This window comes from Streptomyces sp. NPDC045846 (assembly GCF_056431605.1).
Genome location: NZ_JBWKKJ010000011.1, coordinates 220934 through 247171, shown reverse-complemented (window position 1 = coordinate 247171; position 26238 = coordinate 220934). Strand labels below are relative to the sequence as shown.

Annotated in this window: 20 protein-coding genes; 14 read left to right on the top strand and 6 right to left on the bottom strand. The window is 71.6% G+C overall.

Features of this window, described 5'->3' with window-relative positions:
• Positions 1-30: 30 nt before the first annotated feature.
• The gene (locus AC07F3_RS30060) at positions 31-522 is read right to left on the bottom strand and encodes a MarR family winged helix-turn-helix transcriptional regulator (protein ID WP_114040560.1); all 492 of its coding nucleotides are present in this window, start codon (positions 520-522) and stop codon (positions 31-33) included.
• Between the two features lie 129 nt (positions 523-651).
• Here AC07F3_RS30060 and AC07F3_RS30055 point away from each other — a divergent pair, with 129 nt between their 5' ends.
• Positions 652-1437 (top strand): dioxygenase family protein, encoded by a 786-nt coding sequence (locus tag AC07F3_RS30055; RefSeq protein ID WP_479117554.1) that lies wholly within the window; start codon positions 652-654, stop codon positions 1435-1437.
• A 66-nt stretch (positions 1438-1503) separates the two neighbouring features.
• On the opposite strand, the gene AC07F3_RS30050 is transcribed toward AC07F3_RS30055, so the two are convergent.
• On the bottom strand, positions 1504-2040 hold the full coding sequence (locus AC07F3_RS30050; protein ID WP_479117553.1) for an N-acetyltransferase family protein: 537 nt from the start codon (positions 2038-2040) through the stop codon (positions 1504-1506).
• Positions 2041-2187: 147 nt separating this feature from the next.
• Here AC07F3_RS30050 and AC07F3_RS30045 point away from each other — a divergent pair, with 147 nt between their 5' ends.
• On the top strand, positions 2188-3186 hold the full coding sequence (locus tag AC07F3_RS30045; protein WP_114040563.1) for a sigma-70 family RNA polymerase sigma factor: 999 nt from the start codon (positions 2188-2190) through the stop codon (positions 3184-3186).
• A gap of 103 nt (positions 3187-3289) precedes the next feature.
• Here AC07F3_RS30045 and AC07F3_RS30040 read toward each other — a convergent pair whose 3' ends face one another.
• The gene (locus AC07F3_RS30040) at positions 3290-4273 is read right to left on the bottom strand and encodes a helix-turn-helix transcriptional regulator (RefSeq protein ID WP_479117552.1); all 984 of its coding nucleotides are present in this window, start codon (positions 4271-4273) and stop codon (positions 3290-3292) included.
• Between the two features lie 64 nt (positions 4274-4337).
• Here AC07F3_RS30040 and AC07F3_RS30035 point away from each other — a divergent pair, with 64 nt between their 5' ends.
• The 5 genes from AC07F3_RS30035 to AC07F3_RS30015 all read left to right on the top strand — a co-directional run bounded on the left by AC07F3_RS30035 (position 4338) and on the right by AC07F3_RS30015 (position 10804).
• Entirely contained in the window at positions 4338-5867 is a 1530-nt protein-coding gene (locus AC07F3_RS30035) for an MFS transporter (RefSeq protein ID WP_479117551.1), read from the top strand.
• A 478-nt stretch (positions 5868-6345) separates the two neighbouring features.
• The gene (locus AC07F3_RS30030; RefSeq protein ID WP_479117550.1) at positions 6346-7107 is read left to right on the top strand and encodes a DeoR/GlpR family DNA-binding transcription regulator; all 762 of its coding nucleotides are present in this window, start codon (positions 6346-6348) and stop codon (positions 7105-7107) included.
• Complete coding sequence (pfkB, locus tag AC07F3_RS30025) at positions 7104-8054, top strand: 1-phosphofructokinase (protein WP_479117549.1); 951 nt, start codon at positions 7104-7106, stop codon at positions 8052-8054. Before AC07F3_RS30030 ends, pfkB begins: the two co-directional genes overlap by 4 nt.
• A 379-nt stretch (positions 8055-8433) precedes the next feature.
• Entirely contained in the window at positions 8434-10410 is a 1977-nt protein-coding gene (locus tag AC07F3_RS30020) for a PTS fructose transporter subunit IIABC (RefSeq protein ID WP_479117548.1), read from the top strand.
• A gap of 139 nt (positions 10411-10549) precedes the next feature.
• Positions 10550-10804, top strand: a complete 255-nt coding sequence (locus AC07F3_RS30015; protein ID WP_479117547.1) for a hypothetical protein — start codon at positions 10550-10552, stop codon at positions 10802-10804.
• A 71-nt stretch (positions 10805-10875) separates the two neighbouring features.
• Here the strand turns inward: AC07F3_RS30015 and AC07F3_RS30010 are convergent, their stop codons facing one another.
• The 3 genes from AC07F3_RS30010 to AC07F3_RS30000 all read right to left on the bottom strand — a co-directional run bounded on the left by AC07F3_RS30010 (position 10876) and on the right by AC07F3_RS30000 (position 14342).
• Positions 10876-11736, bottom strand: coding sequence for a DUF6227 family protein (locus AC07F3_RS30010; protein WP_479117641.1), 861 nt, complete (start codon positions 11734-11736; stop codon positions 10876-10878).
• A gap of 166 nt (positions 11737-11902) precedes the next feature.
• Positions 11903-13201: a L,D-transpeptidase gene (locus tag AC07F3_RS30005; protein ID WP_479117546.1), complete on the bottom strand. Its 1299-nt coding sequence runs from the start codon at positions 13199-13201 to the stop codon at positions 11903-11905.
• A gap of 112 nt (positions 13202-13313) precedes the next feature.
• Complete coding sequence (locus tag AC07F3_RS30000; RefSeq protein WP_479117545.1) at positions 13314-14342, bottom strand: P1 family peptidase; 1029 nt, start codon at positions 14340-14342, stop codon at positions 13314-13316.
• Positions 14343-14900: 558 nt separating this feature from the next.
• On the opposite strand from AC07F3_RS30000, the gene AC07F3_RS29995 reads away from it, so the two are divergent.
• The 7 genes from AC07F3_RS29995 (at position 14901) to pflA (ending at position 25963) form a co-directional block, all read left to right on the top strand.
• A complete protein-coding gene (locus tag AC07F3_RS29995; RefSeq protein WP_479117544.1) occupies positions 14901-15560 on the top strand; it encodes a sirohydrochlorin chelatase in 660 nt (219 codons plus the stop codon).
• Positions 15561-15598: 38 nt separating this feature from the next.
• On the top strand, positions 15599-16747 hold the full coding sequence (locus AC07F3_RS29990) for a low temperature requirement protein A (RefSeq protein WP_479117543.1): 1149 nt from the start codon (positions 15599-15601) through the stop codon (positions 16745-16747).
• A gap of 341 nt (positions 16748-17088) precedes the next feature.
• Positions 17089-17835 (top strand): DUF1838 family protein, encoded by a 747-nt coding sequence (locus AC07F3_RS29985; RefSeq protein WP_479117542.1) that lies wholly within the window; start codon positions 17089-17091, stop codon positions 17833-17835.
• Positions 17836-17972: 137 nt separating this feature from the next.
• Positions 17973-20735: a nitrite reductase large subunit NirB gene (nirB, locus tag AC07F3_RS29980; RefSeq protein WP_479117541.1), complete on the top strand. Its 2763-nt coding sequence runs from the start codon at positions 17973-17975 to the stop codon at positions 20733-20735.
• Between the two features lie 151 nt (positions 20736-20886).
• Positions 20887-22317 (top strand): MFS transporter, encoded by a 1431-nt coding sequence (locus AC07F3_RS29975; protein ID WP_479117540.1) that lies wholly within the window; start codon positions 20887-20889, stop codon positions 22315-22317.
• Between the two features lie 331 nt (positions 22318-22648).
• Positions 22649-24919: a formate C-acetyltransferase gene (pflB, locus tag AC07F3_RS29970; RefSeq protein ID WP_479117539.1), complete on the top strand. Its 2271-nt coding sequence runs from the start codon at positions 22649-22651 to the stop codon at positions 24917-24919.
• 213 nt (positions 24920-25132) lie between these two features.
• Complete coding sequence (gene pflA, locus AC07F3_RS29965; protein ID WP_479117538.1) at positions 25133-25963, top strand: pyruvate formate-lyase-activating protein; 831 nt, start codon at positions 25133-25135, stop codon at positions 25961-25963.
• Positions 25964-26238 lie beyond the last annotated feature (275 nt).

The following is a 26238-nucleotide window of genomic DNA, read 5'->3' as shown; positions in this document are numbered from 1 at the left end:
GACGCACGGACCTGCCCTGGCCCCGCTGACTCAGCGGAGCCAGGGCAGGTCCGCTTTGGCGTCCGCGGGCTGGAGGCCCTGCGCCATCACGCGCATGATCTCGCCGAGCTGCTCCACCTGCGCCGGGGTCAGCCGGTCGAACATCGCCTGCCGTACGGCGCTCACGTGCCCCGGTGCGGTCCGCTCCAGGACCTCGAAGCCCGCCTCGGTCAGCGTGGCGAGCTGGCCGCGCTTGTCGGACGGGCAGTCCTCGCGCTTGACCCAGCCGTTGTTCTCCAGGCGCGCCACGGCGTGCGAGAGCCGGGAGCGGGTGATCTTCGAGTGCTTGGCCAGCTCGGTCATGCGCATCCGGCGCCGGGGCGCCTGGGAGAGCTGGACGAGCAACCCGTAATAGAGGTGCGGCATCCCGGCATCGCGCTGGAGCTGTCGGTCGAGGTGGTCTTCGAGGAGCCGGGTGGCGTGGAGGTAGGCGCGCCAGGTGCGCTGCTCCTCGTCGCTGAGCCAGTTGGGTGCCGAGGTCATACATCTACTGTACGGACGCTTCTTGAAAGTTGAACTAGCCAGCGTTACCGTGGAGCGGAGAGCTTGAGACTTCAAGTAATAATCCGGCCGGACCGTCGGCCGGGCCGTGAGTGAGCCGGAGTGTCCGCCATGACCGTCAGCAGCCCCGAGCGCATGCCCGCCCTGTACCTCTCGCACGGCGCCCCGCCGCTCGCCGACGACCCGCTGTGGCCCGGCGAGCTGGCGGCCTGGTCCGCGGAGCTGCCCCGGCCCACCTCGATCCTGATGGTCTCCGCCCACTGGGAAGAGGCCCCGCTCGCGCTCGCCGCCACCGAGACCGTGCCGCTGGTGTACGACTTCTGGGGGTTCCCCGAGCACTACTACCAGGTCCGCTACGCCGCGCCGGGCGCCCCCGGGCTCGCCGACTCCGTACGGAAGCTGCTGCGCGCGCCCGGCATGCCCGTACAGGACATCCCGGACCGCGGGCTCGACCACGGCGCGTACGTGCCGCTCGTCGAGATGTACCCCGCCGCCGACATCCCCGTCCTCCAGATCTCCCTGCCGACCCTCGACCCGCGCAGGCTGTACGACATCGGCCGCAAGCTGGCGCCGCTGCGCGACGAGGGCGTGCTGATCGTCGGCAGCGGCTTCTTCACCCACAACCTGGCCGCGCTGCGCCACACCGGCGGCCAAGTGCCCAGCTGGTCGGCCGAGTTCGACGACTGGGGCGCGCGGGCGCTGGCCGGCGGCGACCTCGACGCCCTGCTCGACTTCGAGCACAAGGCCCCGGCCGGGCAGCTCGCCCACCCCCGCACCGAGCACTTCGCCCCGCTGTTCGTGACGATGGGCGCGAGCGAGGGCGAGCCGGGCGGGGCGCGCAGCGTCATCGACGGATTCTGGATGGGCCTCGCCAAGCGGTCGGTGCAGTACGGCTGAACGGGCGCGCGGGGCACGGAGGTTGCGCACGCGGGGCGCCTGCCGCTGCTCGGGCGCCCTTGAGGGCTACGACGCCCCGAGCTCCTTCTCGTACCAGGCCACGTCCCAGTAGCGGCCGAACTTGCGGCCCACCTCGCGGTAGGTGCCCAGGTGCGCGAAGCCGAAGCGCTCGTGCAGCCGGACCGAGGCCTCGTTCGGCAGGGCGATCCCGGCGTACGCCCGGTGCACGTCCTCGGTGGCCAGCGCCTCGAAGAGGGAGCGGTACAGGAGCGTGCCCACGCCGCGGCCGAGCGCCCACGGCGCGCAGTACACGCTCACCTCGACGGACGTCGAGTACGCGGGCTTCGGGCGGAAGGGGCTGCTCGTCGCGTAGCCGAGAACGCCGACGGGGCCGACAAATCGGTCATCGTGAGCAACCAGAAGGCGGTGCGGGCCGTCTTCAGGGTGGGAGTGCAGCCACGGACGGCGCTGTTCGGCGGTGAAGGCGGTCGTGTCGAATGTGATGGCGGTCTCACGGATGAAGTGGTTGTAAAGGTCGGTGAGCGCCTCCAGATCGGCCTCCACACCAGGCCTGACCTGCACCTCTGTACGTCCCTGCGGCACCTGTCCCCCTCCCGTGGCGGCACAGGGTACTGCATGATCACGAAAATCGATGGGCGGGTCGGGAATTCTGTCCGGATTCCAGCCGTTGTTTCCATCGGATGCAGGGCACCCGGGAGGGTGTCGCGACCACTCAGTAAGGGAGCACGCATGGCAACCCGCGCCGTCGCCCGCCGACAGTCCGCCTCTGGCGGTTCGGAGTCGGAAAGCAGGGTCCGCGCAGTCAGCGGTGAGATCGCCGACCGAGACCTGGTCGGTATGTACCTCGACGAAATCGCGCGTACGCCGCTGCTCGACGCCGCCAAGGAGGTCGAACTCTCGCAGACCATCGAGGCCGGTGTGTACGCACGCCAGATCCTCGACGGAGAGGTCGAGAGCAAGGCCGCCGGGGCCTCGCGCGAGGAGCTGGAGGCGCTGTACGCCGCCGGTGAGCGCGCCAAGGACCTCTTCATCCGGTCCAACCTCCGCCTCGTCGTCGCCGTGGCCCGCCGCTACCCGAGGGCCGGTCTGCCCCTGCTCGACCTCATCCAGGAGGGCAACGCCGGCCTGGTGCGCGCGGTCGAGAAGTTCGACTACGCCAAGGGCTTCAAGTTCTCCACGTACGCCACCTGGTGGATCCGCCAGGCCATCACCCGCTCGATCGCCGACCAGTCCCGCACCATCCGCCTCCCCGTCCACCTGGTCGAGGAGCTGGGCCGCATCCGCCGGGTCCAGCGCGAGTTCAACCGGGAGAACGGGCGCGACCCCGAGCACACCGAGATCGCCGCCGAGCTGGGCTCCACGCCCGAGCGCGTCGGTGACGTGCTCGACTGGGCGCGCGACCCGGTCTCGCTGAACATGCCGGTCGACGACCAGGGCGAGACCCAGTTCGGCGACCTGCTCGAGGACACCTCCGCCGTCTCGCCCGAGCAGTCCGTGCTCACGCTGCTGCGCAGCGAGGAGCTCGACGACCTGATCGGCAAGCTCGACCAGCGCACCGCCTCGATCATCAAGATGCGCTACGGCATCGACGACGGCCGTGAGCGTACGCTGACAGAGGTGGGCAAGGAACACGGCCTGACCCGCGAGCGGATCCGTCAGATCGAGAAGCACGCGCTGCTCGAACTGAAGAAGATGGCCCGCGACACGGGCTTCGACGCGGCGGCCTAGGCCCCGCCCCCCAGACGAGCTCCGGCGCCCTCCCCCCCCTGGTGCCGGGGCTCCGGCCCCGGCACCTCTCCCCCCCCTGGTGTCGGGGCCCCTCCCTTTTTTCTCATTCCCCCGGGCCGCCCGCGGTTGCCCGGGTGAGGCGCTCGCCCAGCTCGTGCAGGTAACTGGTCATCGCCTGCGGCCCGTTGACGGTGAACTCGCAGTCCACCAGGGCGAGCCGCAGCGCCACCCACTCCATTGAGTCCGTGCACGAGGTGCGCAGCCGGCAGCGCCCGGCGTCCAGCGGCTCGGGCGCGCCGAGCGAGGCGGGCAGCCGGGCGGTCACGAAGTCCGCCGGAGCCTCGAAGGTGACGTCGACGTCCAGGACGGGCTGGAGCCGGTTCATGGAGGTGCGCACGAACTCCGCCGCGTTCGCCTCGGGCAGCTCGCGCGGCGCGAACCGGGCCCCGGTCGCGAACGGCTCGGCGACGCGGTCCACCCGGAAGGTACGCCAGTCGCCGCGCTCCACGTCGTACGCCACCAGGTACCAGCGGCGCCCCGTCGACACCAGGCGGTACGGCTCGACCAGGCGCTTGGTGGCCGTGCCGTCGCCCGAGACGTAGCCGAAGCGGAGCCGTTCCTGGCCGGTGACGGCCGAGGCGAGCGTGGTCAGGGTGCGCGGGTCCACCGTCGCGCCGTCTCCGCGCCAGGGCCCGGACAGCGGCATCGTGGCCGCCTGGAGGCTCGCGACCCGGTGGCGCAGGCGCGCGGGCAGCACCTGCTCCAGCTTGGCGAGGGCCCGCACCGAGGCCTCGTCCACCCCGTCCACGGCATGGCCCGCGCCCGCGCGCAGCCCCACCGCGATGGCCACCGCCTCCTCGTCGTCCAGGACCAGCGGGGGCATCGCCTTGCCCGCGACCAGCCGGTAGCCGCCGTCGGCGCCGCGCGCCGCCTGGACGGGATAGCCGAGCTCGCGCAGCCGGTCGATGTCGCGCCGGACCGTGCGCCGGGAGACCCCGAGCCGGTCGGCGAGCTCCCCGCCGGGCCACTCGCGCGGGGTCTGGAGCAGGGAGAGCAGTTGCAGCAGCCGTGCCGGAGTGTCGGTCATGCCGTCCAGGATGCCCCGCCAAAGAGGACACACCCTGACCTATAGGGGGTCTAACTTTCTTCCCATGACCTCCACCACGACCAGTAGCACCCCAGAGTCCGCGGCCACGGCCGCAGCAGACCGCCGCCGGTGGTTCGCCCTGGCCATCGTGATGACCGCGGCCTTCATGGACCTGGTCGACGTCACGATCGTCAACATCGCCATACCGTCCATCCAGAAGGACACCGGGGCGAGCTTCTCCTCGATCCAGTGGATAACCGCCGGCTACGCGCTCGCGTTCGCCGCGGGCCTGATCACCGGCGGCCGCCTCGGCGACATCCACGGCCGCAAGAAGCTCTTCCTGCTCGGCATCGGCGGCTTCACCCTCGCCTCCGCGCTGTGCGGCTTCGCCGCCAACCCCGAGATGCTGGTCGCCTCCCGCATCCTCCAGGGCGCCATGGCCGCCATGATGGTGCCGCAGGTCCTCTCGATCGTCCACGCCACCTTCCCCGCGCACGAGCGCGGCAAGGTCTTCGGCCTGTTCGGCGCGGTCGTCGGGCTCGGCGCGGTCTCCGGACCGCTGCTCGGCGCGCTGCTCACCGAGTGGAACCTGTTCGGTCTTGAATGGCGCCCCATCTTCCTGATCAACCTGCCGGTCGGCATCGCGGGCCTGGTCCTCGGCACCAAGTTCATCAGCGAGTCCAAGGCCCCCAAGGCCCTCCGGCTCGACCTCGTCGGCGTGGTCCTGGTGACGCTCGGCCTGCTCATGCTGCTCTACCCGCTGACCCGCGGCCGCGAGCTCGGCTGGCCGCTGTGGGGCTACCTCTCGATGGCGGGCAGCGTCCTGGTCTTCGCCGGTCTGATCGCGTACGAGCGCATGAAGGCGCGCCGCGACGGCTCCCCGCTCATCGAGCTGTCGCTGTTCAAGGTGAAGAGCTTCGCCGCGGGCATCGCCGTCCAGGCCACGTTCGGCGTCGGCCTCGGCATCTTCTTCCTGGTGTGGACGCTCTACATGCAGATAGGCCTCGGCTGGAGCGCGCTGCGCGCGGGCCTGACCGGCGTGCCGTTCTCGATCGCGGTCTCGGTGGCGGCCGGAATGTCCGTGCAGAAGCTGGTGCCGCGCTTCGGCCGCAAGGTCCTCCAGGCGGGCGCCCTGACGATGGTGGCCGGGCTGCTCATCTACATCTGGGAGGCCGACCACTACGGCACGGCCATCGCCTCCTGGCAGATGGCGCTCCCGCTGGTCGTGATGGGCCTCGGCATGGGGCTCATCGTCGCCCCGCTCACCGACGCGGTGCTCTCGGAGGTCCCCAAGGAACACTCGGGCTCGGCGTCCGGGCTCATCAACACCGTGCAGCAGATGGGCAACGCGCTGGGCCTCGGTCTCGTCTCGGTCGTCTTCTTCGGCTCGATCGGCGACGATCTGGTGCCGCCGCAGCTGAACCAGGCGTTCGTGGACGGCTTCCAGCACTCGCTCTGGTACGTGGCCGGGGTCCTCGTGGTGATCTTCCTGGTCATGTTCGCGCTGCCTGCGCGGCCGCGGCAGCATGTGGAGGGGGCGGTGGGGGAGGACGAGCTGGTCTCCCTCCCCAGGGAGGCGGAGCGGGTCGGCTGACGCCGCGCCGCGCCGGAGGTGCCCGGTCTTGTGTGGTCCGATGGCCCGCGCCGTTCGAGGTGCGGGCCATCGGCCGTCCCGGCCCGGCCCTCGGGGCTCCGCCCCGGGCCCCCGATTTCGTCCGCGGGCCGTGGTCGCTTTTTGCGCAGTTCCTCGCGCCCCTGAACCCGTTTCGATCCTGCGGGTCGTGCGTGGTTGTTCGCGCAGTTCCCCGCGCCCCTAGCCGTGTCGTCGGCTGCGGGCCCGTGGTCGCTTTTTGCGCAGTTCCCCGCGCCCCTAGCGGGTTCGTGCCCTAGCGGGTTCTCGTGTCGCTGGGAGGGCCATTGGTCGGTCGCGGCTGGGGTCGGGGGGCCGGGGGTGGTGGGACCGAAGTCTGTTTGTGTCTGGTTAGTGCCCGAGTTGGTTTACTTGGAGGGTGCCTGGTCGTACTCTGGCGGTGTAACCACAGGTACGGGCAGGGAAACGGACGTAAACAGACATGTATGCACCGGAGCGGCAGCAGGAGATCCTGCGGATCGCGCGGGAGAGCGGGCGGGTGGACGTGCTCTCGCTCGCCGAGGCCTTCCAGGTCACCGCCGAGACCGTACGGCGCGATCTCAAGGCGCTCGACCGGGCGGGGCTCGTGCGTCGCGTGCACGGCGGGGCCATCCCGGCCGGGCGGCTCGACTTCGAGCCCGACCTCGCCGAGCGGGAGTCCACCGCCGCCGACGAGAAGGACCGCATCGCCCGGGCCGCGCTCGCCGAACTGCCCGCCGAGGGCAGCGCCATCCTGGACGCCGGGTCGACCATCGCCCGGCTCGCCGCGGTCCTCCCCCTGGAGAGCGGGCTGACCCTCGTCACGCACGCCTTGCCCGTCGCCGCCCGGCTCGCCGACCACCCCGCCATCGACCTCCACCTCGTGGGCGGCCGGGTCCGGCACCGCACCCGGGCCGCCGTGGACGCCTGGGCGCTGCGCGCCTACGGCGAGATCCGCGCCGACGTCGTCTTCCTCGGCACCAACGGCTTCTCCGCCGCCCACGGCCTCACCACCCCCGACCTCGCCGAGGCCGCCGTCAAGCGCGCCGCGATCGGCGCCGCCCGGCGGGTGGTGCTGCTCGCCGACTCCGCCAAGCACGGCCAGGAGCACTTCGCCCGCTTCGGTGACATGGCCGACGTCGACGTCCTCGTCACCGACGGCGGGCTCGCCCCCGACGACCGCGCCGCCATCGAGGCCGCGGGCACGGACGTGATCACCGTATGAACATCCTCACCGTCACCCCCAACCCCAGCCTCGACCGCACCTACGAGGTCCCCGGCCTCGCCCGGGGCGAGGTGCTGCGCGCGACCGGCGAGCGCGTGGACCCCGGCGGCAAGGGCGTCAACGTCTCGCGCGCCGTCGCCGCCGCCGGACACCACACGGTGGCCGTCATGCCGCTCGGCGGCGCACCCGGCGCCCTGGTCGCCGAACTGCTCGGAGCCGAGGGCATCGAGGTGGCCCCCGTCCCCGTCGCGGGCCACACCCGGTCCAACATCGCGGTCGCCGAGCCGGACGGCACCCTGACGAAGATCAACGCGCCGGGGCCCGAACTGACCGCCGCCGAGAGCGAATCGCTGCTCGGCACCGTGCGCGAGCACTCCGGCCGGGCCGACTGGATCGCCTGCTGCGGCAGCCTGCCGCGCGGCCTCGCCCCCCAGTGGTACGCGGACCTCGTCGCGCGCGCCCATGCCGCCGGGGCCAAGGTCGCCCTCGACACCTCGGGGCCCTCCCTCCTCGCCGCGCTGCGCGAGCGCCCCGACGTGGTCAAGCCCAACGCCGAAGAGCTCGCCCAGGCCGTCGGCCGCCCCCTCGCCACCGTCGGCGACGCCGTCAAGGCGGCCGAAGAAGTACGGGAGTTGGGGGCGGGCGCCGTGCTGGCCAGCCTCGGCGCGGACGGGCAGCTCCTGGTCACCGCCTCCGGGACGTACTTCGCCTCGGCGCCCGTCGCGACCGTACGCAGCAACGTCGGGGCCGGGGACGCCTCGCTCGCCGGGTTCCTCGCGGCGGGCGGCGAAGGCCCGGCGGCGCTCGCCGCCGCCGTCGCGCACGGAGCGGCCGCCGTCCAACTGCCCGGCAGCGTGATGCCCACGCCCGGCGACCTCGACCCGGCAGCCGTCACCGTCACCGACGCCGTCCCGCTGGACCGCCCCCTGACGGAATCGGCGTCATGAGCTCCCGTCCCGCCGCTGGACCGTCCGCTGACGGAATCGGCGTCATGAGTCCCCGTCCCGCCGCTGGACCGCCTGCTGACGGAATCGGCGTCATGAGTCCCCGTCCCGCCGCTGGACCGTCCGCTGACGGAATCGGCGTCATGAGTCCCCGTCCCGCCGCTGGACCGCCTCCTGACGGAACCGGCGTCATGAGCTCCCGTCCCGCCGCTGGACCGTCCGCTGACGGAATCGGCGTCATGAGCTCCCGTCCCGCCGCTGGACCGTCCGCTGACGGAATCGGCGTCATGAGCCCCCGCCCCGCCGCTGGACCGTCCCCGGGCGCAACCGGCGTCATGAGTCCCGCCCCGTCCGCCCCTCACCGCTCGCAAAGGAGCCCGCGATGAGCCAGATGATCAGCGCGGAACTGGTCGACCTCGAACTCGACCTGGCCGCCGACTCCAAGGAAGCCGCCGCCCGTTCGCTCGCCGAGCGGATGGTCGCGCTCGGCCTCGTCACCGACCTCGACGGCTTCCTCGCCGACGTGGCCGCGCGCGAGGCCCAGATGCCGACCGGGCTCGACGGCGGCATCGGCATCCCGCACTGCCGCAGCGCCCACGTCACCGAGCCGACCCTGGCGTTCGGGCGCAGCGCCGCCGGGATCGACTTCGGGGCGCCGGACGGCCCGGCCGACCTGATCTTCCTCATCGCGGCCCCGGCGGGCGCGGACGACGCCCACCTGTCCATCCTGTCGAGCCTGGCCCGGCAGCTGATGGACGCCGAGTTCACCGCCGCGCTGCGGGCCGCGGCCACCCCCGCGCAAGCGGCCGCGCTGATCCGCGGCGAGGAGGCGGAGGAGCCGGAGCCCGTCACCGAGGAGCCCGCCTCCGACCCCGCGGCCGGGACGTTCCGGATCGTGGCGGTCACCTCCTGCCCCACCGGCATCGCCCACACCTACATGGCGGCGGAGTCCCTGGAGCGGGCCGGACGCGCCGAGGGCGTCGAGATCACCGTCGAGACGCAGGGCTCCTCCGGGTTCACCCGCCTGGACCCGGCCGTCATCGCCGCCGCCGACGGCGTGATCCTCGCGCACGACGTGCCCGTACGCGACAAGGAGCGCTTCGCCGGGAAGCCCACCGTGGACGTCGGCGTGAAGGCGGGCGTCAACCGGCCCGCCGAGCTGATCGCCGAGGTGCGCGACAAGGCCGCCCGCGGCGAGATCACCGAGCCGGGCGCCAAGCCGTCCCCCGTCGAGGCGGGCGGTGAGGCGGGCGAGGGCTACGGCACCAAGCTCCGCAAGTGGCTGATGTCCGGCGTCAGTTACATGGTCCCGTTCGTCGCCGCGGGCGGTCTGCTCATCGCGCTCGGCTTCGCCATCGGCGGCTACAAGGTCAGCGAGGCGCCCTCCGTGATGGAGCACTTCGCCTGGGCCGACGCCACCAGCTGGGCCGCCCTGCTCTTCCAGATCGGCGGCGTCGCCTTCAAGTTCCTCGTCCCGGTCCTCGCGGGCTACATCGCGTACGGGATGGCCGACCGGCCGGGGCTGGTGCCCGGGTTCGTCGGCGGCGCGATCGCCCTCGACATCAAGGCGGGCTTCCTCGGCGGTCTCGCGGCGGGCCTGATCGCGGGCGCCGTGGTCATGGCGATCCAGAAGGTGCGGATCCCGGCACCGCTGCGCGGCATCATGCCGGTGGTGGTGATCCCGCTGATCTCCTCGGCGGTCGTCGGCTTCCTGATGTTCCTGGTCGTCGGCGAGCCGATCTCCAAGCTCCAGTCTGCGCTGACCAGTTGGCTCAACGGCCTCTCCGGCGCCAACGTGATCGTCCTCGGGGTGATCCTGGGCCTGATGATGTGCTTCGACCTGGGAGGCCCGCTCAACAAGGTGGCCTACACCTTCGCGATCGGCGGGCTCGCCGACGGGAGCGACGGCAGCTTCAAGGTGATGGCGGCCGTGATGGCCGCGGGCATGGTCCCGCCGCTGGCGATGGCCCTGGCCACGACCGTACGGGGCCGCCTGTTCACCCGTGCCGAGCGCGAGAACGGCAAGGCGGCCTGGGTGCTCGGGGCCTCGTTCGTCACCGAGGGCGCGATCCCGTTCGCCGCGGCCGACCCGCTGCGGGTCATCCCCTCCGCGATGGCGGGCGGCGCGGTCACCGGCGCTCTGTCGATGGCCTTCGGCTGCACCCTGCGGGCGCCGCACGGCGGGATCTTCGTGGTCCCGCTGATCGGCAACGCCTTCCTGTACCTGCTGGCCATCGCGGCGGGCACCGCCGTGAGCGCGGCGCTGGTCGTCCTCCTCAAGGGCCTGCGCAAGCAGCGGCCCGAGGCCGAGGCGAGCGCCGAGAACCTCGACGGGGCGAAGGTGGCCGTCGCCGCCTGAGCGATTCCGGCCGATACGCCCGGCCCCCGCCCCGGGGGCCGGGCGTCTTCGGGCGCCATGACGTGACATGTACCACTTGGGGACCAAAGTCCCGGCACACCCTGCCGTAAGTCCCGGCCGGTGTTGTCTACTGGGGCGCGTGGCTCAGAACATCACGATCATTCAGCAGATAGGCCTCTCCGTCCTCGCTGCGGCGAGTGTCGCCTGGGTCGTCGGACTGGTCCGCGTCCTGCGCCGGGAGCGTGCCGACCGCGCCGAGTGGCGCGCCATGCGCCCCCTGCGGGCGGTGGGCCGCCAGGCGGGGCCGCCCGCCCGGGAGGCCGTGGCGCTCACCGAGGCCGAGCGGGACGCCTTCGCCGGGCTGATGCGCCAGCTCGATCCGCGCAGTTCCTGACGCGCCTCGTCGGCGTGTACGTGCCCTGAGCCGACCGCACGTCTCCCGGGGGGCCGCGCCTGCCGCGGCCCTCAACTCACGCGTGCCCGGCGCTCCATGGCGGCCCGGGCCGCCTGCTCCGTCGCGTACACCTCGCACATGTGGCGCCCGTCCGGAGTCGCCGTGTGCTCGACCTCCCACAGACTCACCTCGCCGCCGTCGCGCAGCCGGAAAGCGTGCTCGTACAGGGTGAACGCGGCGTCCCGGCCCGCCGGGCGGCAGTGGCTGCCGAACGCCTGGGTGATCCGGTGGGCATGCGCGGACCGCAGCCGCAGCGCGGTGCGCTTGTCCGGCCGGTCCGGGTTCTCGGCGCGGCGCAGCAGCCGCCGCGCGTGGTCCGCCGCGTCCTCGGGTGCGTACGGGACCGGGGCGGGCGGGGCGGCGCGGTGCTCCGCCAGGACGTCCGGGCCGAGCCCGGCCTCCCAGCAGTCGTCGAAGTCCTGGAGCGGATCCCAGGCGCCGCCCCCGTATCCGCTCAACTCGGCTTCCAGCACGCCCAGTTCCTCCTCGGGGCCGGGTGCCGGCTCCGTCGGCAGGGCCTTGCGGCGCAGCCGGACGGCGGCGATGCGGGCGTCCTCCTCGGACCCGTACACCTCGTAGGCGTACTCGCGGCCGTCGTGGTGGGCCAGCTCCCACAGGGTGACCGTGGAGCCGTCCAGGAGCAGATAGGAGTGCCGGTACGTCTCGCGGCTCAGGCGGGGGCCGCCGGGGCCCGCCGCCGAGGTGTGCAGCGAGGAGTGCAGGGACGTGGTGTGCGCCATCGCGAGATCGAGGCGCTCGACGAGCTCGTCGGGCAGGTCGAAGGAGTTCAGGGCCCGCCCCAGGAGGGCGGCCAGCTGTTCCTGGACCGAGTCCTCGCCGGGGCCGCGCTCGCCGTCGAGCGGGTGGGGCACATGGAGCACCAAGGCTTCTCCTGGCCGTCGCTGTTGGTCACGTAGAAGGTGCTCAACGTAGCCCCTGTGTGCGGATCGCGCAGCGGGGATGGCCGAAACTTTTCCGGCCGGCACCCCACGGAGGAGGTGCCGGCCGGTCAAGTAGCCCTGGATGAAGGGGAGTTGGTCAGGAGGTGGAGTCCGCCGTCCACTGCGACCACGCCATGTTCCAGCCGTTGAGGCCGTTCTCGGGGGCGATGGTCTTGTCCGGCGAGCCCTTCACCACGACGACGTCACCGATCAGGCTGTGGTCGAACATCCACTTGGCCGGAGTGTCCCCCGCGGCGCCCTGGACGTCCTTCATGCCGACGCAGCCGTGGCTGGTGCCGTCGTTGCCGAACGGGTCGCCCTTGTACCAGTAGTTGCCGTGGATGAAGGTGCCCGACTGGGACAGGCGCATCGCGTGCGGCACGTCCTTGATGTCGTACTCGCCGCCGAAGCCCACGCTGTCGCCGTTCATGCGGGTCTGCGTGAACTTCTCCGAGATCACCATCTGCCCGTTGTAGGTGGGGTGTTCGGAGCTGCCGGTGGAGACCGGGATCGTCTTGATGGTCTTGCCGTCCTGCTGGACGGTCATCTCCTGCGTCTTCACGTCCACGGTGGAGACCTGGTTGCGGCCGATGGTGAAGGTGACCTCCTTCGACTGCACGCCGTAGATGCCCTTCGAGCCCTCCACCTTGTCCAGGTCGATCTTCATGGTGACCTTGGACCCGGCCTTCCAGTAGTCCTGGGGACGGAAGTCGAGGCGGTCCGAGCCGAACCAGTGGCCGACGACCTGCTGGCCGCTGCTGCTGGTCACCGTGATGTGCGAGAGGACGTCCTTCTTGTTGGTGATCGCCTTGTTGAAGTTGAAGGACACCGGCATGCCGACGCCGACCGTGGAGCCGTCGTCGGGGGTGTAGTTGGCGATGAAGCTGTCCTTGGCCGAGACGGTGGAGAACTGCGAGTTCTCCGTCGCGGGCCGGCCCTTGTCGTCCTTGCCGTTGGCGGTGATCTTGTACTGGGTGCCGCGCTCGACCTTGCCGGTCGGCTTCCAGGAGAGCCCGTCCGCGGCGAGCTGGCCGGGCACGGCCTTGCCGCCCTGCACCTCGGTCATCGTCACGTCGGACAGCTTGCCGCCCTCGGCCTTGACGGTGACGTCGTTGATGGAGGCGTTGGTGGAGCCGTCCTTCGCCGAGATGGTGATCTTCAGCGTGGAGGCGTCCTTGGCGGCCGCGGCGTCGGTGCCCTTGCCGTCCTTGGCGTCGTCGCTCGCCTTCGCGTCGCCGCCGCAGGCGGTCAGCGCGAGCGCGCCGACCAGGAGGCCCGCCGCTCCCGCGATCAGCCGGACACGACGCCGGGCGAACGGACGCGCGGGGCGCGGGGTGCTGAACTGCTGAGGCTGCGCTGCGTTGTCCGACGCCGGCGGTGTCACGGGCTGCTCCATGTCTGCGTGATGTACTGCGAAATGAATCCAGTACGGGCATAGAGAACCCAAATGGGTCAACGGTTGCGAGAGCGGGCTGTGACGCCGGTCACAAACAGGGGGTTCGCGGCTCTCAACTGCCGTACAAATCCCCGTAAGCGGGGAAACTTCCCCCCGGTCCCTCGACGCTCACCGCGGCCCGCATGCCGCGCACGATGGCCCGCGCGACCACGTCCGCCCCGGCGGCGAGAACGAAGTTGAACTCCTCGGGCGTCAGGGCGCCGGGCGTACCGGACTGGTGGGTTCCGGTGGCCAGGGCGAACACCGCGTCCCCGTCGTGCATCAGGTGGACGGGCCGGATGGCGCGGGCCAGGCCGTCGTGCGAGGTCCCGGCGAGCTTCTGCGCCTGCGGCCGGGTGAGCCGGGCGTCGGTCGCCACCACGGCGAGGGTCGTGTTGAGCGGCGGAAGCCCGGCCCCCGCGCGGGCCTCGGCGAGCCTCGCGGCTGCCGCCAAGTGGGTTTCGGGGGAGGGGACGTGGAGCGGGTCGGCCGTCCCGTACTCGCCGTACAGCACGCCATTGTGCGGGTCGATGGCGGACCCGGCGGCGTTGACGACGGCCAGGGCGGCCACCGTCACCCCCGACGCGAGCCGGACGCTCGCCGTGCCGACCCCGCCCTTCACGCCGCCGACCACCGCGCCGGTCCCGGCCCCCACGTTCCCCTCCGCGACCTCGACCCCGGCGGCCCCGGCCGCCTCGGCCGCGGCCCGGCCCACCGAGGCGTCCGGCCTGGCCCGCCAGTCGCCGCCGCGGCCCAGGTCGAACACGCAGGCCGCGGGCACCACCGGCACCACGTGGTGCGGCTCGGGCCCCACCCGCACGCCGCGCCCCTGCTCCTCCAGCCAGGCCATCACACCGCTCGCCGCGTCGAGCCCGTACGCGCTGCCGCCGGTCAGCACGACCGCGTCGATCCGCTCGACGACGTTCTTCGGGTCGAGGGCGTCGGTCTCCCGGGTGCCGGGGCCGCCCCCGCGCACCGCGACACCCGCGACGGCGCCGCCGGGCGGAGCGAGCACGACGGTGGTGCCGCTCAGGGCGCCGGGTCCGGCAACGGCGGCGTGGCCGACCCGGAAGCCGGTCACGTCGGTGAGGGAGTCATTCATAGCGTCCATCCCTACCACGGGGGTGGGGGGCGGGGGTTGGGCTTTGGCCGCGGGGCCCCGGCCCTCGGAGCCGTTCGGCCTGCGGGCCGCGCGTGGCTCGTCGCGCAGTTCCCCGCGCCCCCTGGCGGGGTCGTGCTTGGCGGGGTGCCCATGCAGGCATACCCAGCCCGTCCGGCGATTGAGGACGAGCGCCGTTTAGGCGCGATACGGGGTCTGGGGCGGAGCCCCAGGGCCTCTGCGGACCGTGCTCGCTTCTCGCGCAGTTCCCCGCGCCCCTGGCAGTACTGGTGCGGGCCAGTGCTGGCATCTTTAGCCTGTCATGGGGGTCCCCCCTGGCCCTTAAGGCCTTGGGGGAGTTTGAGGACGAGCGCCGTTCAGGCGCGAACGGGGGTCTGGGGGCGGAGCCCCCGGGAGCACCCTCCCCCGGCGGGGGGAGTCCAATGGCCCCCCGTCAGGGGACTTTGGCGGGGCCCAGGGCCGGTTGCACCGGGTTAGCGTGAGGGACGCCGGGGTGCCACGACACCACCCCGGCACCCACCCCCACCCCGGGAGGCCACGATGCTGGTGCTCGCCGTGCACGGCAGCTCCGCCCCCGAGGCGGGCGAGAGGATCGCCCGCCTCGTGAGGACGCTGCCGCTCCCCACCCTCGTGGCACACCTGGACGTCCAGCGCCCGACCCTCGCCGACGTCCTCGCCAGGAACCCCGGCGCCATCGTCGTCCCCCTGCTCCTGGGCGACGGCTACCACCGCCGCGTCGACATCCCCTCCGTCGCCCGCCGCCACCACTGCACCGTCACCGACGGGCTCGCGGGCGAGCCGGACGTGGCCCGCGCCGTGCACGAGCGGCTGCTCGCGGCCGGTGGCCCCGGGGACGCGATCGTCGTGGCGGGCGCCGGATCGACCCGGCCGCACGGAAACGACGGAACCCGAGCCGTGGCACGGGAGTTGAGCGCCGCCCACCCCGACATCCCCGTACTCGACGCGTACTGCGCCGCAGCGTCCCCCACCGTCCCGGAACGGGTCGCGCACCTCCGCGCCGCCGGGTTCCGGCGGATCACCATCGCCACCCACCTGCTCGCGCCCGGCCGCTTCACCCGCGCGCTGGAGGCGACCCCCGGCGTGCACGCCGTGTCCGCGCCGATCGCCGACCACCCCCTCCTCGCGCACCTTGTGCTGAACCGGTACGAATCCATACGCCCTGAAGTGTTGGCGGCTTAGCCCACCGGCCGGTCTGATGTGCTGTGCGCATGCCACGCATGACCGCACGCAGCCGCCACGAGGCGCACCGCGCCTCGACCCCGCTGGAGCTGTTCTTCGACCTCTGTTTCGTCGTCGCCGTCGCCCAGGCGGGCGCCCGGCTGGTCCACGCCCTCGCGGAGGGCCACGTGGGCGCGGGCCTCGCCGGATACGCGGCGGTGTTCTTCGCCATCTGGTGGGCGTGGATGAACTTCACGTGGTTCGCCTCGGCGTACGACACCGACGACGCCCTGTACCGGGTCGTGACCCTCGTCCAGATCACCGGCGTGCTGATCCTCGCCGCGGGAGTGCCGCGCGCGTTCGACGACGGGGACTTCACGATCAGCGTCATCGGCTACATCGTGATGCGGCTCGCGCTGACCAGCCAGTGGCTGCGGGCGGCGGTGAGCTCCGAGAACCCGGACGAACGCCAGGTGTGCCTGCGGTACGCGGCCGGACTCGTGGTGTGCCAGCTCGGCTGGGTCGGCATGCTCTTCGTGCCCGACTCCGTCCGCACCTGGGCCTTCCCCCTGCTCGCCCTCGCCGAACTGTCCGTGCCGATGATCGCCGAACACCGCCACACCACCACCTGGCATCCGCACCACATCGCCGAGCGGTACGGCCTGTTCACGCTCATCGTGCTCGGCGAGACGGTGTCGGCCGCCACCATCGCCGTACAGGAGGCCCTCGACGAGCACGACGAACTCGGCGACCTGCTGCCGCTGGCGGCGGGCGGGCTGCTCATCGTGTTCGCCGCCTGGTGGATCTACTTCGCGGTCCCCATCCACGACCACCTCACCTCCAACCGGCAGGGTTTCGTGTGGGGCTACGGCCACTACGTGGTGCTCGCCTCGGCGGCGGCGATCGGGGCGGGCATGGAGGTGGCGATCGAGCAGACGGTCGGCAAGGCCCACATCTCGACGGCGGCGGCCGCGGCGGCCGTGACGGTTCCGGCGGCGCTGTTCATGCTGACGGTGTGGCTGCTGCATTCGCGGCACTTCAAGCGGGGGCCCGCGCAGCAACTGACCCTGCCGGTCTCGGCGTTGGTGATTCTGGGGTGTACGTTCGCGGGGCGGGGGGCGGTGCCGCTCGCCGGGGGTGTGGCGGCCCTGACCGTCGCGGTCGGCTGGACGCTGAACCGTCGCCGCCCGGAGACCCCGACGCCCTGAGCCTTCCCCACCCCGCCCCTTCCCCAGACCCTCCGGGGGTGAAGGTGCTTCTGGGGGCTCCGCCCCCAGACCCCCCGTTCGCGCCTGAACGGCGCTCGTCCTCAATCGCCGGACGGGCTAAAGATGCCAACACTGGCCCGCACCAGTACTGACAGGGGCGCGGGGAACTGCGCGACCAGCCACGCACGGTGGGCGGGCGAAAGGGACGGGCCGCCAGGCGCACGACACGCGCAGCCACGCAGGGAGCCCGGCCGAAAGCGGGGTTCGGGGGCGCCAAGTTCCCCGGGGTTGGGTGCGGGGCGGGGTTTTCCGCCGGGGCCCCGACCCGCAGAGTGGTGTTCATGACCACACCCGCCGCACTGCTCCGCGACTTCGCCCGTACCCGTGCCTCCCTCGACGGGGAGGAGGTCACCTACTGGTGGTCCGGGGACGTGTACTCCTGGGCCCCCGACGAGCCCTACCAGCGTCTCTTCGGGTTCGAGGGCGTCAACGTCGCCCGTCTCGTGCGGGACGAGGAGGCCGGGCCCGACGCCTATCAGCTGCTCACCCGTGAGGCCGCCTTCTATCTGGACCCCGGCACCCGCGAGATCCTGGAGACCTGGCAGGACCTGCCCGTGGTGCACATCTGGAACGACCCCGCCAACCAGAAGTGGCGCCCCTTCCCGATCCCGACGACCGAGCTGGGCGGGCAGGTCTGCTTCAGCCTGGAGATCCCGCTCGCCTACCCGTCGCCGCTCCCGGTGGCCGAGTATCCGCTGCACTCGGCGGGCGACACGTACAAGGCCCTGGAACTCTTCCAGTTCTTCGCCGACCGCGCCGATCTGGCGGGCCCGGCGGCCGGTGTCCCGGCCAGCATGTCGTGGACCCGGATGTCCCCGTGGCTTCCCTGGATGGCGCGCGGGCAGCGGCCCGGCGGGCTCACCTACCACTGCCGGGGCCGCAAGCTCGGCTCGTACGCCGAGGTTCCCGAGCGCACCCGCGCCTACATAGCGGACCACCATCCCGAGTTCGCGCAGGCTCCCGAGAAGTGGAGCGAGCCGAACGAGACCAGCTGGACCTACTTCCGCAAGCTCAACCCCCCGGCCTAGCCGGGACCCGGGGCCGGGCCCAAGTGCCCGGCCCCGGGGGCCGCAAGGCCCTGGTGGACAGGGCTTTCACGGCGGCTGCGGCGGGCTCGGCCGGTCTAGCGTCGAAGGGGCACACCCCCCAGCCCCGGAGCGAAGTCATGTCGCAGCCCGCGCAGAACCTCGTGCTGATCGGCCACGGCATGGTCGGCCACCGCCTCCTGGAGGCCCTCGCCGAACGCGGCGCCCTCGCCCGGCCGGGCGCCCCCGGCTGGCACGTCACCGTGCTCGCCGAGGAGGACGTCCCCGCCTACGACCGCGTCCACCTCTCGTCCGCCTTCACCGGGGCCACGCCCGAGCAACTCGCGCTCACGGACGCCGCGTTCCTCCAGGAGCACGGCATCGACCTGCGGCTCGGCGACCCCGCCGAAACCGTCGACCCGGCGGCCCGCACCGTCACCACCACCTCCGGCGCCGTCGTCCCGTACGACACCCTCGTCCTCGCCACCGGCTCCTACCCCTTCGTGCCGCCCGTCCCCGGCGCTGACGCCACCGGCTGCTTCACCTACCGCACCCTCTACGACGTCGAACAGCTCACCGCGTACGTCCGCGAGGGCGCCCGCAGCGGCGTCGTCGTCGGAGGCGGGCTGCTCGGCCTGGAGGCGGCGGGGGCGCTGCGCACGCTCGGGCTGCGGACCCACGTCGTCGAGTTCGCGCCGCGCCTCATGCCGCTCCAGGTCGACGACGGCGGCGCGGCCGCCCTGCGCACCACCATCGAGTCCATGGGCGTGGACGTGCACACCGGCGTCGGGGCCCACGAGGTCGAGCTCGACGACACGGGCCGGGTGTGCGGACTCCGGCTCGGCGACGGCCGCCGCATCGACGCCGAGGTCGTGGTCTTCTCCGCCGGAGTGCGCCCCCGCGACCGGCTCGCCCGGACCTGCGGGCTCGCCGTCGGCGACCGGGGCGGCGTGGCCGTGGACGCGTACTGCCGCACCACCGACCCGTACATCTACGCCATCGGCGAGTGCGCCCAGACCGTCGACGGCCGGGTCTACGGCCTGGTCGCCCCCGGCTACCAGATGGCCGAGACCGTCGCCGAGCGGCTCGCGGGCGACGGCGCGCTCACCTTCACCGGCGCCGACACCTCCACCAAACTGAAGCTGATGGGCGCCGACGTCGCCTCCTTCGGCGATCCCTTCGCCACCTCCGAGAGCGGCGCCGTCGAGGTGCTCTTCTCCGACGGGCGCGAGGGCGTCTACAAGAAGCTGCTCCTCGGTCCCGACGGGCGCCTCCTCGGCGGCATCCTGGTCGGCGACGCCGAAGCCTACGGCTCCCTCATGCCGCACACCGGACGCCAACTGCCTGCCCCGGCGGAGGCGTTCATCGCTCCGGCGGGCGGGGACGTGCCCGGCGCCGACGCGCTGCCGGACGACGCCGTCATCTGCTCCTGCCACAACGTCACCACGGGCCAGGTGCGCTCCGCCGTCGCCGAGCACGGGCTCACCGACCTCGGCGGCGTCAAGCGCCACACCAAGGCCGGCACCGGCTGCGGCGGCTGCGTCGGCGCCCTCCAGTCCGTCCTCGACGCCGGACTCGCCGCGTCGGGCGTGACCAAGGCGCGGGGGATCTGCGAGCACTTCGCCCTGTCCCGGTCCGAGATCTACGGCATCGTCAAGGACCAACGCATCCGCTCCTTCAGCGAGTTGATGGACCGTCATGGGCTCGGCGGTGAGGGCTGCGCGGTCTGCAAGCCCGTCGTCGCCAACGTGCTCGGCACGCTCGCCCCCGAGCTCGGCATCGGGCACGTCCTCGACGGCGAGCAGGCCGGCCTCCAGGACTCCAACGACCTCTTCCTCGCCAACCTTCAGAAGGACGGCACCTACTCCGTCATCCCGCGCGTCCCCGGCGGCGAGGTCACGCCCGACCAGGTCATCGTGCTCGGCGAGGTCGCCCGCGACTACGGCCTCTACACCAAGATCACCGGCGCCCAGCGGATCGGCCTGTTCGGTGCCCGCGCCGACCAGCTCCCCGACATCTGGCGCCGCCTCGGCACGGCGGGCTTCGAGTCCGGGCAGGCGTACGGAAAGTCGCTGCGGGCCGTCAAGTCCTGTGTGGGCGCCCGGTTCTGCCGCTTCGGCCAGGGCGACTCCATCCAGCTCGCCATCGACCTGGAGACCCGCTACCGGGGCCTGCGCACCCCGCACAAGTTCAAGGGCGGCGTCTCGGGCTGCCTGCGCGAATGCGCCGAGGCGCGCGGCAAGGACATCGGCGTCATCGCGACGGCGGGCGGCTGGAACCTGTACGTCTGCGGCAACGGCGGCGCCCGGCCCCGCCACGCCGACCTGCTCGCCCGCGACCTCTCGACGGCCGAGCTCTTCCGCACCGTCGACCGCTTCCTCATGTACTACGTGCGCACCGCCGAACGCCTGGAGCGCACCGCCGCCTGGATCGAGCGCATCGACGGGGGCCTGGAGCATCTGAAGGACGTGCTCCTCGAAGACTCCCTCGGGATCTGCGCCGAGCTCGAAGCGCAGATGGACCGCCACGTCGCCGCCTACCAGGACGAATGGCAGGCCGTCCTCGCCGACCCGGCCGCCCTCGATCGCTTCGGGCACGTCGACTTCGGCGCCCTCGACGACCTGGAGCCCGGCCGCGGCCGCCCCGCCCGGCTCCCCGGCGGCGGCGAGGCAGCCCTGTTCAGGTCCCGTACGGGAGAGGTGTACGCGGTCTCCAACCGCGACCCGTTCTCCGGCGCCGACGTCATCGCGGGCGGCATCATGGGCAGCCGCGACGGCGTCCCCGTGGTCACCTCGCCCCTGCACAAGCAGGACTTCGACCTGCGCACCGGCCAGTGCCTCGACGACCCGGACGTCAGCCTCCCCGTCGTCGACCTCGCCGACCTCCCCGCCACCCGCTTCTAGGCCCCCCTCTTGCGGGCCCGCCGCAGGCCCTACGGCGGCTCCACCGGGACCAACGGCAGCCCGGAGTCGTGGCATTCGCCTCTCACCTCCACCCCGGCCGGAGGCGCAACGTGGATATGTCAGGACTCGTCTCAACCCCCTGGGAAGCACCATGAGTTCCGCGCTCCAGCCGTCCACCCGGCCCCCGGCAGGCCCCGACGCCACCGTCTCGTACGACCCCGAGGACTACCGGCCCGGCCGCACCATCACGGCATGGGAGCCGGAGAACGAGGTCTTCTGGCGCTCGGTCGGCCGCAAGGTCGCCACCCGGAACCTGTGGATCGCCGTCCCCGCCCTGCTCGTCGCCTTCGTGGTCTGGCAGGTGTGGTCCGTCACCGCGACGAACCTCAAGGACGTCGGCTTCTCCTTCTCCACCTCGCAGCTGTTCTGGCTCACCGCCATCCCGGGCCTGACCGGCGGCACGGCCCGCGTCTTCTACACCTTCCTCGGCCCGATGATCGGCCAGCGCCGCTTCACCGCGCTGTCGACGGTCGTGCTGATCGTGCCGCTGATCTGGCTCGGCATCGCCATCCAGGACACCTCGACCCCGTACGGCGTCATGGTGATCATCGCGGCGCTGTGCGGCATCGGCGGCGCCAACTTCGCCTCCTCGCTCGCCAACATCGGTTTCTTCTTCCCGAAGAAGGAGAAGGGCAACGCCACCGGCATCAACGGCGGGCTCGGCAACCTCGGCGTCTCCGTCGTCCAGCTGCTCACCCCGATCGTGATCACCTTCTCGACCATCGCGATCGGCACCGCCCAGCACAAGAAGGACGGCACCCCGGTCTACCTTCAGAACGCCGCGTTCCTGTGGGTCCCGGTCCTCATCGTCCTCGCGCTGATCGCCTGGTTCGGCCAGAACGACCTGAAGGTGGCCTCCACCCCGTTCAGCAAGCAGAAGGTGATCTTCCGCCGCAAGCACAACTGGCTGATGACCTGGCTGTACGTCGGCACCTTCGGCTCCTTCATCGGCTTCGCCGCCGCCCTTCCGCTGCTCATCAAGACGACCTTCCCCGCCTACTCGGTGGCCACCTACGCCTGGATGGGCCCGGCGCTCGGCGCGCTGGCCCGCTGGGCCGGCGGCTGGATCGCGGACAAGCTCGGCGGGGCGAAGGTCACCATCATCTCGTTCGTCGGCATGGCCCTCGCCATCATCGGAGTCATCAACTTCCTTCCGGTGGGCGGCGGTTCGGGCAACTTCTACGGCTTCTTCGGCTGCTTCCTGGCCGCGTTCTTCTTCTCCGGCGTCGGCAACGGCTCCACCTTCCGGCAGATCCCGGTGATCTTCCGCAACCAGCACCTGAAGGGGCTGACCGAGGGCACGCCGGAGTACGCCAAGGCGCTCAAGCAGGCCGAGATGGAGGCGGGCGCGGTCACCGGCTTCACCTCCGCGATCGCCGCGTACGGCTTCTTCTTCATCCCGGCGATGTTCGCCAACTTCGCGGTGACCAGCGCGATGTGGGGCTTCGTGGCCTTCTACGTCAGCTGCATCGTGGTCGCCTGGTGGTTCTACGCCCGCAAGTCGGCGGAGGCCCCGAGCTAGACCGGATGCGTTCCGGGAAAAGGGCCCGCGCGCCGGATCGAACCGGCTGCGCGGGCCCTTTCGGTGCCTGGAATCGGAGACCTGGCCCGGGAAAGGGAAATTCTTGTGAATGCATTCACAAGCGAACTAGGGCCCAAGGTCCTGGAGAAAATTGCAGGTCAGTGTGGGTGTCAAGCGAGAGGGGGAGGGGAGGGCAGGACTTCTGGCCCGATTCTGGTGACCTATGCCGAGCCCTCTGATCGATCAAAAGGAGTGGAATGGAAACAGGCCAGAGAGCCCCGGCTCCACGGCCCAAGTGCCACGCCAACGGTGATTCGGAAGGGTGTCTGCCATGACCGCGACTCCTGCAGAGGCAACGAAGAACGGCGGAGCCTGGGACGGCTTCAAGGGCGGACTGTGGCGCGACGCCATCGACGTCCGCGACTTCGTCCAGCAGAACTACACGCCGTACGAGGGCGACGCCGACTTCCTCGCCGGCCCCACCCAGCGCACCACCGCCGTGTGGAACAAGCTCCTGTCGATGTTCCCGCAGGAGATCGAGCAGGGCATCCACGACGTGGACGTGAAGACCCCGTCCCGCATCGACGCCTTCCGGCCCGGCTACATCGACGGCACCGCCGCCGACCACAGCGACCTCATCGTCGGCCTCCAGACCGACGCCCCGCTCAAGCGCGCCATCATGCCCAACGGCGGCTGGCGCATGGTCGAAGGCGCCCTCAACGCCTACGGCTACGAAGCCGACCCCGAGGTGCGCGAGGTCTACACCCATCTCCGCAAGACCCACAACGAAGGCGTCTTCGACGCGTATACCCCCGAGATCCGCGCCTGCCGCTCCTCCGGCATCATCACCGGCCTCCCCGACGCCTACGGACGCGGCCGCATCATCGGCGACTACCGGCGCGTCGCCCTCTACGGCGTCGACCGCCTCATCCAGGCCAAGGAGGCCGACAAGGCGCGCCTCGGCGAGGCCTGGGCCACCGAGACGGTCATCCGCGACCGCGAAGAGATCTCCGAGCAGATCAAGGCCCTGAACGAACTCAAGGCCATGGCGCTCTCCTACGGCTACGACATCTCCGGGCCCGCCACCACCGGCCGCGAAGCCGTCCAGTGGCTGTACTTCGCCTACCTCGCCGCCGTGAAGGAGCAGAACGGCGCGGCCATGTCGATCGGCCGCATCGACAACTTCCTCGACATCTACCTCCAGCGCGACATCGAGGCCGGACGCCTCACCGAGGAGCAGGCCCAGGAGTTCATCGACGACTTCGTCATCAAGCTCCGCATCGTCCGCTTCCTGCGCACCCCCGAATACAACGAGCTGTACTCCGGCGACCCCACCTGGGTCACCTGGTCCATGGCCGGAATCGGCGAGGACGGGCGCCCCCTCGTCTCCCGCACGACCTTCCGCGCCCTCCAGACCCTCTACAACCTCGGCCCCGCGCCCGAGCCGAACCTGACCGTCTTCTGGTCCCGCCGACTCCCCGCCGGATTCAAGGACTTCGCCGCCAAGGTCGCCATCGACACCTCGGCCATCCAGTTCGAGTCCGACGAGCTGATGCGCCCCAAGTACGGCGACGACACCGCCATCGCCTGCTGCGTCTCGGCCATGGCCACCGGCAAGCAGATGCAGTTCTTCGGCGCCCGCGTCAACGTCGCCAAGGCCCTGCTCTACGCCATCAACGGCGGCCGAGACGAGAAGAGCGGCAAGCTCGTCGTCGAGGGCTTCACGCCCATCGAGGGCGAGTACCTCGACTACGAGAGCGTCGCCGCCCAGTACGACGCGATGCTGGACTGGCTGGCCAAGACGTACGTCCACGCACTCAACGTCATCCACTACATGCACGACAAGTACGCCTACGAGCGCATCGAGATGGCGCTCCACGACCAGCAGATCCTGCGCACCATGGCCTGCGGCATCGCGGGGCTCTCGGTCGCCGCCGACTCGCTGTCCGCCATCAAGCACGCCAAGGTCAAGGTGGTCCGCGACGAGACCGGACTGGCCGTGGACTACGAGATCGAGGGCGACTACCCGGCGTACGGCAACAACGACGACCGCGCCGACGAACTGGCCACCCGGATCGTGCACGACTTCATGGAGAAGGTGCGCAAGCACCCCACCTACCGCGACGCCGTCCACACCCAGTCCGTGCTGACCATCACCTCCAACGTCGTCTACGGCAAGAAGACCGGCAACACCCCCGACGGCCGCCGCGCGGGCACCCCGTTCGCGCCCGGCGCCAACCCTATGAACGGCCGCGACGAGCACGGCTACATCGCCTCCGCCCTGTCCGTCGCCAAGCTGCCCTACGACGACGCCGAGGACGGCATCTCGCTCACCAACACCATCACCCCCGACGCGCTCGGCCGCACCCCGCAGGAGCGCATCGACAACCTGTCCGGCGTCCTCGACGGCTTCATGGCCAGCGACGGCTTCCACATGAACGTCAACGTCCTCGACAAGGCCACCCTGGAAGACGCCATGCGGCACCCGGAGAACTACCCCCAGCTGACCATCCGGGTCTCCGGCTACGCCGTCAACTTCGTCCGCCTCACCCGCGAACAGCAGCTGGACGTCATCAACCGGACGTTCCACGGGGCGCTTTGAGGGGGCGGGGGTGGGGGGGGTCTCCCCCTCCCCCCCCACCCCCCTCGCCCACCCACCCCACCCCACCCCCACCTCCGGCCGCCCCCCCCAAGAGCCCAGCCCAGCCGACCCACCCCGAGCAGCCCAACCAGCCTCAGCCGCCCCCGATCAGCTCCGGCCCCCCGAACAGCCTCCGCCAGCCCCCCGCCGGCCCCAGTCCAGGAAGGTCCTGCCATGGCCGTTCTGCTCAGCTCCCAGATCCCCGTCGGCCGCCCGGCGCACGCCGACCGCGACGAGGACGCCAGCACGCTCGCCGGGGCGGCCACCCGCCGGCCGATCGTCGGTTCGGTGCACTCCTGGGACCTGTCGACCGGCGTCGACGGGCCGGGCACGCGCTTCGTCACCTTCCTCTCGGGCTGCCCGCTGACCTGCCTGTACTGCCACAACCCCGACACCTGGCGGATGCGCAACGGCAAGCGCACCACCGCCGACGACGTGGTCGCCGAGGCCGCGAAGTACACGACCTTCATCCGCGCGGCGGGCGGCGGCGCCACCGTCAGCGGCGGCGAACCGCTGCTCCAGCCCGTGTTCGCGGGTGAGCTGCTGCACCGCTACAAGCACGAACTCGGCCTGCACACCGCCCTGGACACCTCCGGTTTCCTCGGCACCCGGGCCACCGACGCGCTGCTGCGCGACGTGGACCTGGTGCTCCTCGACATCAAGTCCTGGGACCGCGAGACGTACCGCAAGGTCACGGGTCGGCCGTTGCAGCCCACGCTGGACTTCGCGCGGCGCCTCGCGGACCTCGGCAAGGAGGTCCATGTCCGCTTCGTTCTGGTGCCGGGTCTCACGGACGACCCCGCCAACATCGAGGGCGTCGCCTCCTTCGCCGCCTCACTCGGCAATGTGTCCCGCGTCGACGTCCTCCCCTTCCACAAGCTGGGCGAGGGCAAGTGGCAGGCCCTCGACATGAACTTCACCCTCCACGACACCCCGTCACCCACCCCGGACCAAGCGGCCACCGTCCGCGAGCACTTCACCGCCCACGGCCTGCACGCGGTCTGAGGCAGCGGCCACGCCCCTCGCAGCCGCGAGTGGCCATCAAATGGCCTTCTATAAACGGGAGTTGGGGTGACGCCCCCGTTCTCCCTGCGCACCCCCGTCCCTTCCCCCTCCCCGTTAATGCTTTGCGGGGTGGGGACGGCCGCGCGTACGGTGCTGGGCATGGGTTCCCTGTGACAGTCCCCGTACGGCCGCGTTGAGCTTCGCTCCGCAGCCGTACGTTCTCATCCGCGTTCCGCCCCTCCCGTGCCGCCGCCTGCCCGGCCCCGTCGCGGAGT